The sequence below is a fragment of the Staphylococcus cohnii species complex 1663 genome (genome assembly GCF_041008415.1).
Taxonomy (GTDB): domain Bacteria; phylum Bacillota; class Bacilli; order Staphylococcales; family Staphylococcaceae; genus Staphylococcus; species Staphylococcus ureilyticus.
In genome coordinates, this window is sequence record NZ_JBFDVL010000002.1 from 279,598 (window position 1) to 292,937 (window position 13,340).

Here is a 13,340-nt window from a genome sequence, read left to right on the forward strand (position 1 = left end):
CATTAGACAATATTTCTTTACTTGATTATAGTATAATGGATATGAAAATAAGTCAATAAAATGGAGTGAAATTTATGAATGAATGTGCGTTCGGCACTACAGATCCTGTATATATTAATTATCATAATGAAAGTTGGGGACATCCTCCTATATATGATAGTTTGAAATTGTTTAAATTAATGGCGTTAGAATCCCAACATGCTGGTCTATCTTGGTTAACCATTTTAAAGAAAAAAGAAGCGTATGAACAAGCATTTTATAATTTCAATCCAGCTAAAATTGTAAAAATGACTTCAGAAGATATTGATAAGTTAATGGCATTTCCTAATATTGTTCATAACAGAAAAAAATTAGAGGCTATTGTCAATCAAGCTAAAGGTTATTTCAAAATTGAGCAAGATTACGGCAGTTTCAGTAAATTTTTATGGTCTTATGTCGATCATAAACCACTCGATTTAGGTTATATTCAATCAAGTGAACGGATTACAGTCGATCAACGTGCAACTGAACTTTCTAAAAAATTAAAACAATATGGATTTAGTTTTTTAGGTCCGGTAACTGTCTTCTCATTTTTAGAGGCAGCAGGACTATATAACGCTCACTTACAATCATGTCCTTATAATCCTAATATATACAACGGTGAGGGTTTTCATTAACATCAAACTAGTTTTGGTATAAAAAGTGACATGCTCCCTCATAGTTTTTATTTTTAAATGTCTACATGGAGGAGCACATTAGAGACTTTGTCGTTAGTCTGGCATGAGCTTTTGTTCATGTTTTTAGATTAAACAACTAGGAATCTTTCAAAAGTGAATCGATGTCATAAATATATAAATGATATGCATAAAATCATGAAAATTTAAATTTATAAAAACCACTCCGAAGAGTGGTCAAAAGGATGAAGTACTGGAGGTACTTCTCTTCTATAATATCAAACAGAAATGTGTTGTTCAATATATTAAATATTAAATTATTGTAAAAAAATAAAAGATTTACAAAGTTATATTTCTCTAATCATTTTTATTGCTTTCACGTTGACTTTCTCTAAATTTAAGAAAATAATTTAACATCGGTGCAATTAAAAATAATATAAAGAAAATTCTAAAGATATGATAACTAGATATCATCGCAACATCTGCGCCAGTTTCAATAGCAACTAATACGATTTGACTCATACCCCCAGGCGCAGCACCAAGGAATAGTTCATTTACTTGATGATGAGATACCGTTGCTATAAACAAGACCATGACAAATGCTAATAATATCAATAAAATATTCTGAAATGCTATTGCTATTGCAATTCTTCCTTTCATTTGGTCAAGTAATTTTGCTATTTGTATCCCTATTCGAATCATATATATGATTTGTGCTGCAGCAATGATGTAATTATCTAATGTGAAAGTCACGCCTGTAACTAAGTTCCAACATATCAGTACGAGGATAGGCGCAAGTAATTGCTTGGTTGGAAAATTTATTTTTGACATAACAAAATAAATAGCGACTATTGCGATAATGAGTAAAGCCATATTGGGAATTGTTAAAGCCCGTGTCAAAACTTCTGTAGATTGTCCAGACGTTGAATGATTTCCAGGGCTTTGAAAAAAATACGAAATAAATGGCACTAATATAACTACGAAAATGATTCTTGATGTTTGAGTTAAACTAACAACCATGATATTCGCTTTTTTATTTTCTTCTGCCATTATTAACATTTGACTTAAAGCGCCAGGAATTACACTTAAAATTGCCGTTTCAGTATTTACATTGGCAATTTTTTTGAAAAAATAAGCAATGATTAGTGCTAAAATAAGTAACATAATTGTTATTAAAACAATTGTGAGCCAATCATCTTTAATGTCAAATATGACATTTTTAGTAAACGTAGAGCCAATTTGAACACCTAAAAGCACTAACCCGATTTGGCTCAACCAAAACGGCCACTTTATATCTAAATGTAAATAGCGTATACAAACGATACTAGCAATAATTGGACCAAACATAAATGGTAGCAAAACATGGGCAGCATTTAGTGCCAAACTAAAAATAAGCGCTAATATTAATACGATTATATTATTTTTAAAATGCTTATTCATATGCTCACAACTTTCCTTAGTATCGTTATATATACATGTCTAACTAAAACAATGGAGCGAGTTAGAAATCAAAATGCTTAATTTGATTTCGAATCCTCGCCCCATTAAGGTAAAAAGAACTCTAAAAAGTAAGTACAATTAAATATTTGTTAATGAAGCTTTTAAAATACTGTTTAATTTGGCTAAGTAGTAAATACCAACATTAAATTTTTAAATGACTAACATTAAACAATACGACTTAAAGCAGTATCAAATGCTGCTAATGTTTTTTCTATGTCCGCTTCTGTATGGGCAGTAGAAAGGAAAGTCCCCTCGAATTGAGAAGGTGGTAAAAATACGCCTTCTTTAGCCATTTCTCTATACATTTGACTAAACATTTCTAAATCACTTTGGTTTGCTTCTTCAAAATTAGTTACCGGTCCTTCATTCAGGAAATACCCTATCATAGAACCTGCACGATTTACAGTTATGGGTACATTATGTTTTTTAAAAATATCTTTTAATCCACTTTCTAATATATCTCCCAGTCTATTGAAATAATCATATGACTCTGGTGTTAATTGTTTCAAAGTTTCATAACCGCTTGTCATAGCTAGTGGATTTCCTGATAATGTTCCTGCTTGATATATATTACCTGATGGTGCTATATGGTCCATGATTTCTTTTTTACCGCCAAATGCTGCTGCAGGTAATCCACCACCTATAACCTTACCGAGACAAGTTAAATCTGGCATCACATCAAAGTAACCTTGTGCACAATGATAACCTACTCTAAAGCCAGTCATAACTTCATCAAATATTAATAATGAGCCATATTCATTTGTGATATCTCTTAAACCTTGTAAGAATCCATCAACTGGTGGTACAACACCCATATTGCCTGCTACTGGTTCAACGATAACGCCAGCAATGTCATCACCAAACTCTTCGAAAGCTACTTTTAATGATGCCAAGTCATTATATGGCACTGATATTGTATTTTTAGCAATACCTTCGGGTACGCCAGGAGAATCTGGTAATCCTAAAGTTGCAACGCCAGATCCAGCTTTGATTAAAAGCGAATCGCTATGACCATGATAACATCCAGTGAATTTCACTATTTTATTTCTACCAGTATAACCTCTTGCTAAACGTAATGCATCTAATGTTGCTTCTGTTCCTGAAGATACCATACGTAGTTTTTCAATGGAAGGTACACGATCAATAACTAATTCTGCTAACTTGTTTTCAATTAATGTAGAAGCACCAAAACTTGTTCCATTATCAACAGCTTCATGTAATTTTTCATTAACTTGTTTATTTTTATGACCTAAGATTAATGGTCCCCAACTTAGAACATAATCAATATATTCATTGCCATCAATATCGTATATTTTTGAACCTTCTCCATGATCCATAAATATCGCAGGTGTATCTACAGATTTAAATGCTCTAACTGGACTATTTACGCCCCCTGGCATTAGGTTTTCAGCTGTCTTCATTGCTTCTATAGAATTATTATATCCCATTTAAAATTGCCTCCTTATTGTTCATCAATATATCTACAAATATCTTTAGAGAAATATGTGATAATCATGTCTGCGCCTGCACGTTTCATTGAAATCATCTGTTCCATCACAACTTGTTTTTCATCAATCCAACCATTAAGTGCAGCAGCTTTTGTCATGCTATATTCACCACTTACATTGTATGCAATTACTGGTACATTAGTCGTATTTCGCACATCTCTAATAATGTCTAAAAAGCTTAATGCCGGTTTAACTATCATCATATCTGCACCTTCATGTAAATCACTGTCTAGCTCTCTCAATGCTTCTCTTCTATTTGCTGGATCCATTTGATACGTTTTTCTATCGCCAAATTGAGGTGCAGACTCAGCAGCATCACGGAATGGACCGAAAAAGCTAGAAGCATATTTTATACCGTAACTCATGATTGGTATATTATAATAACCAGCATCATCTAAACCTGCTCTAATTTCTGCAACAAAACCATCCATCATATTACTTGGTGCAATGATATCAGCACCCGCTTCTACTTGTGAAATAGCAGTTTTCACTAGTAATGGTAAAGATTTATCATTGTCTACATCATTTGTTTTTTCATCAATAACACCACAATGACCATGGTCAGTATACTCACATAAACAAGTGTCTGCAACAACGAGTAAATCACTGTACATTGCTTTGGCTTTTCTTGTTGCTTCTTGAACAATACCATTATGATCAAAAGCGCCTGTACCGATGGCATCTTTTTCATTAGGTACACCAAAGAACATGATGCCTCTGATACCTAAATCATATGCTTCTTTAATTTCTTCATCAAGCAGATTTAAACTAAGTTGATACACACCTGGCATTGACTTAATTTCTTCTTTAACATTGTCTCGTTCTACCACAAAAATAGGATAAATTAAATCTTCTTTGTGTATATGTGTTTCACGAACCATTTCTCTCATAGATTTACTACTACGTAATCTTCTATGTCTATCAAATTGCATCATTTTCCCAACTTTCTTCAACTTTATTTATTAATGAATCTAACGTTTGAATATTTGATGTTGTTGCATCATAACCATATTGTTTGACCGTGTCTAAGGTTTGTTGACCTATGACATAATAATGATTAAATCGCGGTGTTTCACTTTGCTCAAAAAAATATTTTACTGCAGATGAACTCGCAAAAGTAATGACATCTAGCTCATTATTTCGCATCATACGTTTAACATCTGCTATATTTTTAGTATGTGGTACTGGACGGTATAAATCAATTTTACAAACTTGATACCCTTGTTGATATAAACTTCTCTGCAATAAAGGACGTGCATAAGCACTTGAAGGAATCAATATTTTACTGTTTTTTGCAGTTTGAAAACATTTAAGAAAACCTTCTTGTGAATAATCTGAAGGATAAAATAATACATCTAATCCCAATGATTTACAATATTCTGCAGTTTTAGCGCCTATTGCAGCAAAATTTTTTACGTTCACTTGCGATAGAAATGGTTGAAAATACTTCACTGCGTTCTTAGACGAAAAAATAAGCCAGTCATAGTCGACATCTAATAAATTTATATCAAATGATAAAGATTCTACATCTATAAACGGCTTGTGTAAAATATGCTTATCATCTTGTTTAAATTTAGAAGTTTGTGTCATAACTATAACTGGTCTCATTATTTTCACCTCGAACGATTATTGTTCTTCGTTTAGTGCTTTTATTATTTCGTACGCACCTTGTGTATTTAAGACTTCTGTTACTTTTTCACCTAATTCAACAGGATCCTTCCCGCGCTCGGTATGTTCGTAACGTTCTTTACCATCAGGTGACATAATTAGTCCTGTAAATTCTATTGTACCATCACTATTTTTACTAGCATAGCCCCCTATAGGCACTTGGCAACTTCCATTCATGCGTTCTAAAAATGTACGTTCGGCAGTTACACATTCTGCAACATCCTCATTGTGGACTTTAGCAAGAAGCTCTAGCAGCTCCTTGTCATCAGAACGACATTCTATACCCAATGCACCTTGACCGATTGCAGGGATCAAAGTATGCTCATCTAAATATGATGTTACGATATCATCTGACCAACCCATACGTTTTAGCCCTGCTGCAGCTAATAATATGGCATCATAATCTTCATTATTTAATTTACTCAATCGTGTGTCAATGTTACCGCGAATCCATTTTATTTGTAAATGTGGATATTTTGCAAGTATTTGTGCACCACGTCTTAGCGAACTGGTACCAACAATACTTTGATTTGGCAATGATTCTAGCGGAACATGATTTTTAGCAATATATGCATCGTATGGATTTTCTCTGTCAGGTATGCATCCTAAAGTCAATCCATCTGGAATTACGCTTGGAACATCTTTTAAAGAATGAATTGCCATATCAATTTCTCCATTAAATAGGGCATTTTGAATTTCTTTAACAAATAGACCTTTTCCGCCCACTTTAGATAATTGTTTATCTAAAATTCGATCGCCTTTCGTTACGATTTCTTTTATTTCCACTTCTAAACTTGGATCTACCATTTTTAATTTATCAATAAATTGTCTACTTTGTGTTAAAGCTAACTTACTTCTTCGTGAACCTACTACTAATTTACGCATCATGCGCAACCTCCTAGAAACAAGTCTATTCATTCAACTAAATCACACTTCAATAAATACCTGTCCATTGATGAAAATCAGATATATGTGAAGCGAAAAATAAATTAATCATACTAAGACAAAACAATATGATATTAAAATAAATTAATTTGTGCTTTGTTAGCATTTTTTTAACTCTAAAAATTAAATAAATTCCATATAGTAATGTTATGATTGAAGACATAATAACTTTAGGGTCTACAATGATATTTACCCCTAATGTATTAAACCCCCATTGTGCACCTAATACAATACTTAATATGATGAATATGAAACCAATTAAACTACTGTAAAATACCACTTGTTCAAGCGTAGCTACACTACCTATTCTAAAATATTTCTGGTCAAACCGTTTTTGCTTCAAATTATTGTATTGTATTAAATATAAGATACAATTTACAAACGCAAAGGTAAATAATGCGTAACTAATTACCGCCAAACTTATATGCACAATAAGCAATTCATTGATAATATTGAGTTTTTCACCAGTGCTTTGATAATGCATAGGTTGGAACGTATTGATTGCAATAAATAAAAAACCAATCATATTAAATAAAAATATAGATAAGTTTATTTGTTTTATCACATTGATTACTATGGAAATAGAAATAATAAGCCATGCTACAGCAAAAAACACATCAAATATATTACCTAATGGAATTTGTTTCGTTACATTTACATATAAAGATAAAGAGATTGTTTGTAACATCCAAACAATCCCCAATGAAACAAAACCAATCATTTTAACTCTATGATGCTTTTTCAAAAAATCATAAAAATAACAAGCAATGCTAAATAAATAAATTAATAATATAAGTTCATTTAATCTAATGAACGAAAATTCTTGCATATCATCACCATTTGCATTTACTTATTCAAAACTAAAAATTTGACTTGTTGTTGTTACATTGCGTTTTTTCTCTTTTGGTTTATAGGCTTGTTCAGCTTCAATGTCAAAAATGTTTTGAAATAGCTCTAATTTTTCGTTACTTTTTTTGTCACTACTCAACTCTTTTGCTTGCTTAATAGGATCTTTTAACATTTGATTTATGATACTTTTAGTGTGTTTTGATATCACTTTACGTTCTCTTTCTGTTAATCCAGGGAGTTTTCGATCAATACTACTCATTGTATCTTCTTGAATATCCATCGCTTTTTCTCTAAGCGCGCGAATAACAGGAACAACACCTAACATATTAACCCATTCATTATGTGCATCAATTTCTGCTGGAATTCTTTGTAAAATTTCATCAGCAGCATTTTGACGTTGTTTTAGGTTCGCGTCTACTAAACCTTTCAAATCGTCAACATCATAATTAAAAACATCTTGAATCGTATCTATGCCTGGTTCAATATCTCTTGGAACCGCAATATCTATCAACACGAGAGAATCATTTTTCCGTTGTGATTGAATCGTAGCCATCATGCTATTTGTAATGATATATTCATCTGAACTCGTTGAACTAATCACAATATCCGCATGTGCCAAAAGTTGTGGTAGTGCCTCTATAGATTCATATTTAACATTGTGTGCAGTTGCTAATTTCTGTGCTTTACTCACAGTCCTATTAACAATGGTTACATCAGTTACGTCTGAACCTATCAAATTCAAGAGTGATAGCTCGCTCATATCCCCTGCACCAATAATCAAAGCACTTTTATTATTAATTTTGCCAAATACTTTTTTACTAAGTTCAACTGCTGCATATGAAACACTAACTGCATTATCTGCAATATCCGTTTCATTATGCGCTTTTTTCGCAAAAGTAATCGCTTGTTTAAACAGATGATTAAATATAGTACCAGTTGTATCTTCTTCTTGAGCAATAAAGAATGCATCTCTAATTTGTCCAAGAATTTGAGTTTCTCCTAACACTACAGAATCTAAGCCTGAAGTAACTTGCAATAAATGTCTTACTGCTGCGTCCCCCACAGTTACTTCAGTCATTTCTTTAATCTCTTCAACATCAAACCCAAAATTTCTCGCTAAAAAACGTTGAATATAATAGCGACCTGTATGAATTTGATCAACAACAGCATATACTTCTGTGCGATTACAAGTTGATAATATTACATTTTCTAAAATAGATTTAGTTTCGAATAAATCAACATTGGCTGAACGTATGGCATCATCTTTAAAAGCAACTTGTTCTCTTAGTGCTACATCTGCTGTACGATGATTAATGCTTATCGCAATTAAATGCATTTATAACGCCCTCCATACATATTACAATAACTAAATTATAACACAATTATCATTTGAGTTAAGCATATTGCACACGTAAATTAGAAATATTCTAATCTACATTCAAATAGTTGTCATAATTTATAGGCTTTAACCGTTTTCTCAACATTCTATATATATTTTGCAATTATATCCCATACTTGTTGTTGCTTATTCGCTTGGATAGAAGAATAACTGATAATTTCATCTTCAGGTTCCATTTCAAGTTTTCGCTGGACATTGGCTAAATGTTTCTGTACTTTACCTTTAGCGATTTTATCTTCTTTTGTAGCAACTACTAATGTCGGAATATCAAAATACTTCAAATAGTTATACATTAAAATATCATCTTCTGTAGGATTATGTCTCAAATCAACAAGCTGAATGACAAGTTTTAAAGACGTTCTCTGAGAAATATATTTTTCAATCATTTTTCCAAACGCTTCACGTTGTTTTTTACTCACTTTAGCATAACCATAACCTGGCACATCTACAAATACCAGTTGATTATCAATATTATAAAAATTGAGCGTTTGTGTTTTACCTGGTTGTTGTGAAGTTCGTGCCATATTTTTACGTCCAATCATACTATTAATAAAAGATGATTTACCAACATTGGAACGACCACTGAGTCCTACCTCGCTCAAACCAGTTTCAGGATATTGTTCAGGCTTTACCGCACTGATTAATAATTCTATTTCATTAGGATTTATTTTCATTACCGACCCTCTTTTCTATTAAAGTCACTTCATTATTATATTACACAATTTCACTTATTTATATGTATTTTTATATGATTTATATTCCATTTTAAAAGAAAAAGGCTAAGACACATTTAAAATGTCTCAGCCTTTTAGTATTAATTTTCAACATTGACTAATATAAAACTTTGATAATCTAATATATACAACGTTAATCAAAACTCATAGGGCAACCAGTACTAATCAATTGATTCGCTTTGATTCAGCCCTTTATTTTCAAACTATTTTATTAAGCAGAAGTTTGTTCCTTATTAACGAGATTTCCTTCTTTATCGTATAGTTCAGGATCTTTTTCATCATTAATCGTTTCTTCAGTGATTACCACTTTTACAACACCATCAGAAGATGGAACATCATACATAATATCGATTAATGCTTCTTCAATAATTGAACGTAAGCCACGCGCACCTGTTTTACGCTCAATCGCTTTGTTACTAATTGCAGACAATGCTTCGTCTGTAAATTCTAGTTCTACATCATCTAGTTCTAACATTTTTGTATATTGTTTTACTAAAGCATTTTTTGGTTGTGTTAAAATATTTTTCAATGCATCAACATCTAGTGTTTCTAGATTTGCAACAATAGGCACACGACCAATAAACTCTGGAATTAGACCGTATGATTGTAAATCTTCAGGTCTGATTTGTTCTAAGATAGCATCCTCATCATATTTAGATGCTTCACTACTTGAAAATCCAATGACTTTTTCACCTAGTCTGCGTTTAATGACTTCATCAATACCGTCAAATGCACCACCAAGTACAAACAATATATTTGTAGTATCTATTTGAATTAATTCTTGGTTAGGATGTTTACGTCCGCCTTGTGGTGGCACGCTTGCAGTTGTACCTTCAAGAATTTTCAATAGCGCTTGTTGTACACCTTCACCTGAAACATCTCTTGTGATAGAAGTATTTTCTGATTTTCTAGCGATTTTGTCGATTTCATCGACATAAATGATACCTTTTTCAGCTTTATCTATATCAAAATCAGCTGCTTGAATTAAGCGAAGTAATATATTTTCAACGTCATCGCCAACATATCCGGCTTCAGTGAGACTCGTTGCGTCTGCGATTGCAAAAGGCACATTTAATGTTTTAGCTAAAGTTTGGGCTAAAAGGGTTTTACCGCTACCTGTTGGACCAATTAAAGCAACGTTACTTTTTTGTAATTCCACGTCATCTTCATTTGGACCTAAATTTTGAACACGTTTATAATGATTATATACTGCGACAGCTAGAGATTTTTTAGCTTTTTCTTGGCCAATAACATAATCATTTAATTGATCCATAATTTCTTTAGGAGTTGGTAATTCTGTTAGTCCTTCTGATTCTGATTGAGCTAACTCTTCTTCAACTATTTCTGAACATAGCTCAATACATTCGTTACAAATATATACGCCACTTCCTGCGACCAATTTTTTAACTTGGTCTTGATCTTTACCACAGAAAGAGCATTTTAAATTTTCTTCATCTTCATTGAATTTGAACATTCTATTTACACCCCTATTCCCTAAAGACTATACTAGATAGCATTTTAATATGCAACTTGAACAAATCTCAAGTTTTTTGCACAAAACATTGTAGCAGACACATTAATTGAATGCATCTGCTACTAGTTTACAATATTAAACAACTATACTTTGTTTCTACAAACAATATGCTTGTGACATTTTTAGTTATGCTTCAGAGTCATCTTTAGATGGTTCTACTAATTTCGCTTCTTCTACTAACATATCAATAACCTTTTGAATACGTACATCATTTTTAACAATGTCAGTGTTACCAAGTGTTTGTTTAATATCTTCTACAGATATATTAAACTGTTCACTCATTTTTTCTAATTCTTTGTCGATGTCAGCATCAGATACTTCTACTTCTTCTGCATCAGCAATCGCAGTTAATGTTAAATTTGTTTTAACGCGTTCCTCAGCATCATCTTTCATTTGCTCTCTTAATTGTGACTCATCTTGTCCAGAAATTTGGAAATAAGTTTCTAAATTAAGACCTTGTTGTTGCATACGTTGTCCAAATTCTTGAACCATGCGGTCTAACTCAGTTTTAATCATCGCTTCTGGAACATCAATTGTTGTGTTATTCGTAGCTTTATTAATAGCTTCTTCTTTTTGAGTATTCTCAGCGTCTGTAGCTTTTTGTTCAGCTAAACGTTTACGTAAGTTTTCTTTATACTCATCAACTGAGTTAGCCTCTGCATCTAATTCGTTTGCAATTTCATCATTTAATTCTGGAACGTCTTTATATTTGATTTCATTAACTTTTGTTTTGAAAGTAGCTTCTTTTCCAGCTAATTCTTCAGCATGGTATTCTTCTGGGAATGTTACATTAACATCTTTTTCTTCGCCAGTTTTAACACCAACCAATTGTTCTTCAAAACCTGGAATAAATGAACCTGAACCAATTTCAAGGTCGTAGCCTTCAGCTTGTCCACCTTCAAATTGTTCACCATCAACATAACCATCAAAATCAATGTTTACCGTATCACCATTTTCAACTGCACCATCTTCTTTAACAACCATTTCTGCTAGATGTCCAAGTTGATGATCGATTGATTCTTGTACTTCTTCTTCAGTTAATTCAGTATTTTGTTTTTCAATTTCTAAACCTTTGTAATCACCAAGTTCAACTTCAGGTTCAACTACAACATTTGCTTCAAATGTCATGTCTTTACCTTTTTCAATTGATGTTACATTGATTTCTGGTTGATCAACTGGTTTAATGCCAGTTTCGTCAATAGCTTCACCATACGCTTCTGGTAATAAGATATCAACTGCATCTTGATACAATGCTTCTACACCAAAGCGTTGTTCAAAAATTTGGCGAGGTACTTTCCCTTTACGGAAGCCCGGCACATTAATTTGTTTAACCACTTTTTTGAAAGCTTGATCAATTGCTTTGTCTACTTTTTCTGCTGGAACAGTAACAGATAAAACACCTTCGTTACCTTCCTTTTTTTCCCAAGTTGCTGTCATGTATAAAAACCTCCATGATTATCCTATTTTATTTTTTCAACTTCATTATTATAGCACACGTCAAAGCTCGACACAAATTATGAATTTTATATGAATAATTAATAAAAAGTTGAAATTTATTATAATTTTATATTACCTCTTAACTCCATTACCCATTTTTCATATGAGTTAATGATAAAACTACTTATTTTTCTTTATCTAACGACTCAATGAATGCAAGCACATGATTCGTTTCATCGATACTTTCTAAACCTAACATTGATTTGAAATAATTTGTATAACCTTCTATCCAAGTTTCCTTTGTTGCAATGAGTTCAACATTTAATGGATAAAGTAAAATGGCATGATTATTCAGCATATGAAGCGCTTCTTCTACAAGTTGTTGTGCTGCACCATCTTCAAGTTGCTTCAGAACGTTAGGTATAACTTCAGTTTTAAATAAAGTTTGTTCTAGCCCTTCAAGATTCTGTGGAATCACATTGATTTCATATCCATATTTATGAATAGAAATCGTTTGGTCATTTTTTGCAAAACGCAAGTATTCCAACATAATAGTTACGACATTCGGTGCGAGTTTCAGCTCATTCAACAAATGAATCACTGTATCTTGATAACGATATTGACTATGATCTATGAGCGTCAGCATAATGTTAACTTGTTCTTTAAGTGTTAATGTATCAAAACTTTGTAGCATTTGAGCTGCATGTTCATTATGTTTATCAATTTGGCTTAAAGCAAATTCCTTGATTGGAAATAATTCCATTCTAGTCTTATGATCATTGACTTCATCTATGATTTGATTAATAATTTCAACAACTTCAAAATATTGTCCTAAGCCATTTAAACTTTTAACATAATAAATCATTAAATCATCATAATTAGATATACCTTGTTTTAATAGAATGATTGCTTCTTCACGTAGCTCTAAATAATGTTCCATTTTAAAAAGCATCGCACATTTTAATAAAGCCATTTGTTCATCAAGTTCGAACTGAGCTTCTAATGACTCAAACAACTGATAAGCTTGTGCTAAATTATTTTCATTAAAAGCTTGTTTAATTTCTCTAATCAACTTTTCTTTTGATCTCGGAAATGGAATGATATCAGACATTA

At 32.1% G+C, this 13,340-nt stretch carries 12 protein-coding genes and 1 other annotated feature (1 of these 13 running past the window's edge); of the genes, 1 reads left to right on the plus strand and 11 read right to left on the minus strand.

The window, feature by feature from the left end; genetic code table 11:
* Window positions 1–16: a binding site (T-box leader), on the minus strand; it reaches 225 nt to the left of the window's first position.
* A gap of 58 nt (window positions 17–74) precedes the next feature.
* Window positions 75–656 carry a DNA-3-methyladenine glycosylase I gene (locus tag AB1J10_RS03330; RefSeq protein WP_369003003.1) on the plus strand — a complete coding sequence of 194 codons (582 nt, stop codon included), beginning with the start codon at window positions 75–77 and terminating at the stop codon, window positions 654–656.
* A gap of 354 nt (window positions 657–1,010) precedes the next feature.
* Here the strand turns inward: AB1J10_RS03330 and AB1J10_RS03335 are convergent, their stop codons facing one another.
* The 11 genes from AB1J10_RS03335 to AB1J10_RS03385 all read right to left on the minus strand — a co-directional run bounded on the left by AB1J10_RS03335 (window position 1,011) and on the right by AB1J10_RS03385 (window position 13,338).
* On the minus strand, window positions 1,011–2,093 hold the full coding sequence (locus AB1J10_RS03335; protein ID WP_064208863.1) for an AbrB family transcriptional regulator: 1,083 nt from the start codon (window positions 2,091–2,093) through the stop codon (window positions 1,011–1,013).
* A 224-nt stretch (window positions 2,094–2,317) separates the two neighbouring features.
* Window positions 2,318–3,601 carry a glutamate-1-semialdehyde 2,1-aminomutase gene (hemL, locus tag AB1J10_RS03340; RefSeq protein ID WP_046207654.1) on the minus strand — a complete coding sequence of 428 codons (1,284 nt, stop codon included), beginning with the start codon at window positions 3,599–3,601 and terminating at the stop codon, window positions 2,318–2,320.
* Window positions 3,602–3,615: 14 nt separating this feature from the next.
* On the minus strand, window positions 3,616–4,593 hold the full coding sequence (gene hemB / locus AB1J10_RS03345) for a porphobilinogen synthase (RefSeq protein ID WP_046207655.1): 978 nt from the start codon (window positions 4,591–4,593) through the stop codon (window positions 3,616–3,618).
* The gene (locus tag AB1J10_RS03350; protein ID WP_107365349.1) at window positions 4,583–5,269 is read right to left on the minus strand and encodes a uroporphyrinogen-III synthase; all 687 of its coding nucleotides are present in this window, start codon (window positions 5,267–5,269) and stop codon (window positions 4,583–4,585) included. The genes hemB and AB1J10_RS03350 overlap by 11 nt, the downstream gene beginning before the upstream one ends.
* An 18-nt stretch (window positions 5,270–5,287) precedes the next feature.
* The gene (gene hemC / locus AB1J10_RS03355) at window positions 5,288–6,214 is read right to left on the minus strand and encodes a hydroxymethylbilane synthase (RefSeq protein ID WP_070039339.1); all 927 of its coding nucleotides are present in this window, start codon (window positions 6,212–6,214) and stop codon (window positions 5,288–5,290) included.
* 49 nt (window positions 6,215–6,263) lie between these two features.
* Window positions 6,264–7,103, minus strand: a complete 840-nt coding sequence (locus AB1J10_RS03360; protein WP_107365348.1) for a cytochrome C assembly family protein — start codon at window positions 7,101–7,103, stop codon at window positions 6,264–6,266.
* Window positions 7,104–7,124: 21 nt separating this feature from the next.
* Window positions 7,125–8,459 carry a glutamyl-tRNA reductase gene (hemA, locus tag AB1J10_RS03365; RefSeq protein ID WP_046207658.1) on the minus strand — a complete coding sequence of 445 codons (1,335 nt, stop codon included), beginning with the start codon at window positions 8,457–8,459 and terminating at the stop codon, window positions 7,125–7,127.
* 149 nt (window positions 8,460–8,608) lie between these two features.
* On the minus strand, window positions 8,609–9,196 hold the full coding sequence (yihA, locus tag AB1J10_RS03370) for a ribosome biogenesis GTP-binding protein YihA/YsxC (protein WP_046207659.1): 588 nt from the start codon (window positions 9,194–9,196) through the stop codon (window positions 8,609–8,611).
* 271 nt (window positions 9,197–9,467) lie between these two features.
* Window positions 9,468–10,730, minus strand: a complete 1,263-nt coding sequence (gene clpX, locus AB1J10_RS03375) for an ATP-dependent Clp protease ATP-binding subunit ClpX (RefSeq protein ID WP_046207660.1) — start codon at window positions 10,728–10,730, stop codon at window positions 9,468–9,470.
* Between the two features lie 186 nt (window positions 10,731–10,916).
* Window positions 10,917–12,227: a trigger factor gene (tig, locus tag AB1J10_RS03380; RefSeq protein ID WP_046207661.1), complete on the minus strand. Its 1,311-nt coding sequence runs from the start codon at window positions 12,225–12,227 to the stop codon at window positions 10,917–10,919.
* Window positions 12,228–12,411: 184 nt separating this feature from the next.
* The gene (locus AB1J10_RS03385; RefSeq protein WP_046207662.1) at window positions 12,412–13,338 is read right to left on the minus strand and encodes a hypothetical protein; all 927 of its coding nucleotides are present in this window, start codon (window positions 13,336–13,338) and stop codon (window positions 12,412–12,414) included.
* Window positions 13,339–13,340: the final 2 nt, after the last annotated feature.

Excerpts from the sequence above, each read along its gene's own strand:
- AB1J10_RS03350 (WP_107365349.1), bottom strand. The coding sequence starts at position 5,269 with ATGAGACCAGTTATAGTTATGACACAAACTTCTAAATTTAAACAAGAT.
- AB1J10_RS03385 (WP_046207662.1), bottom strand. The coding sequence starts at position 13,338 with ATGTCTGATATCATTCCATTTCCGAGATCAAAAGAAAAGTTGATTAGA.
- AB1J10_RS03330 (WP_369003003.1), top strand. The coding sequence starts at position 75 with ATGAATGAATGTGCGTTCGGCACTACAGATCCTGTATATATTAATTAT.
- hemC (WP_070039339.1), bottom strand. The coding sequence starts at position 6,214 with ATGCGTAAATTAGTAGTAGGTTCACGAAGAAGTAAGTTAGCTTTAACA.
- AB1J10_RS03335 (WP_064208863.1), bottom strand. The coding sequence starts at position 2,093 with ATGAATAAGCATTTTAAAAATAATATAATCGTATTAATATTAGCGCTT.
- yihA (WP_046207659.1), bottom strand. The coding sequence starts at position 9,196 with ATGAAAATAAATCCTAATGAAATAGAATTATTAATCAGTGCGGTAAAG.
- clpX (WP_046207660.1), bottom strand. The coding sequence starts at position 10,730 with ATGTTCAAATTCAATGAAGATGAAGAAAATTTAAAATGCTCTTTCTGT.
- hemL (WP_046207654.1), bottom strand. The coding sequence starts at position 3,601 with ATGGGATATAATAATTCTATAGAAGCAATGAAGACAGCTGAAAACCTA.
- AB1J10_RS03360 (WP_107365348.1), bottom strand. The coding sequence starts at position 7,103 with ATGCAAGAATTTTCGTTCATTAGATTAAATGAACTTATATTATTAATT.
- hemA (WP_046207658.1), bottom strand. The coding sequence starts at position 8,459 with ATGCATTTAATTGCGATAAGCATTAATCATCGTACAGCAGATGTAGCA.
- tig (WP_046207661.1), bottom strand. The coding sequence starts at position 12,227 with ATGACAGCAACTTGGGAAAAAAAGGAAGGTAACGAAGGTGTTTTATCT.
- hemB (WP_046207655.1), bottom strand. The coding sequence starts at position 4,593 with ATGCAATTTGATAGACATAGAAGATTACGTAGTAGTAAATCTATGAGA.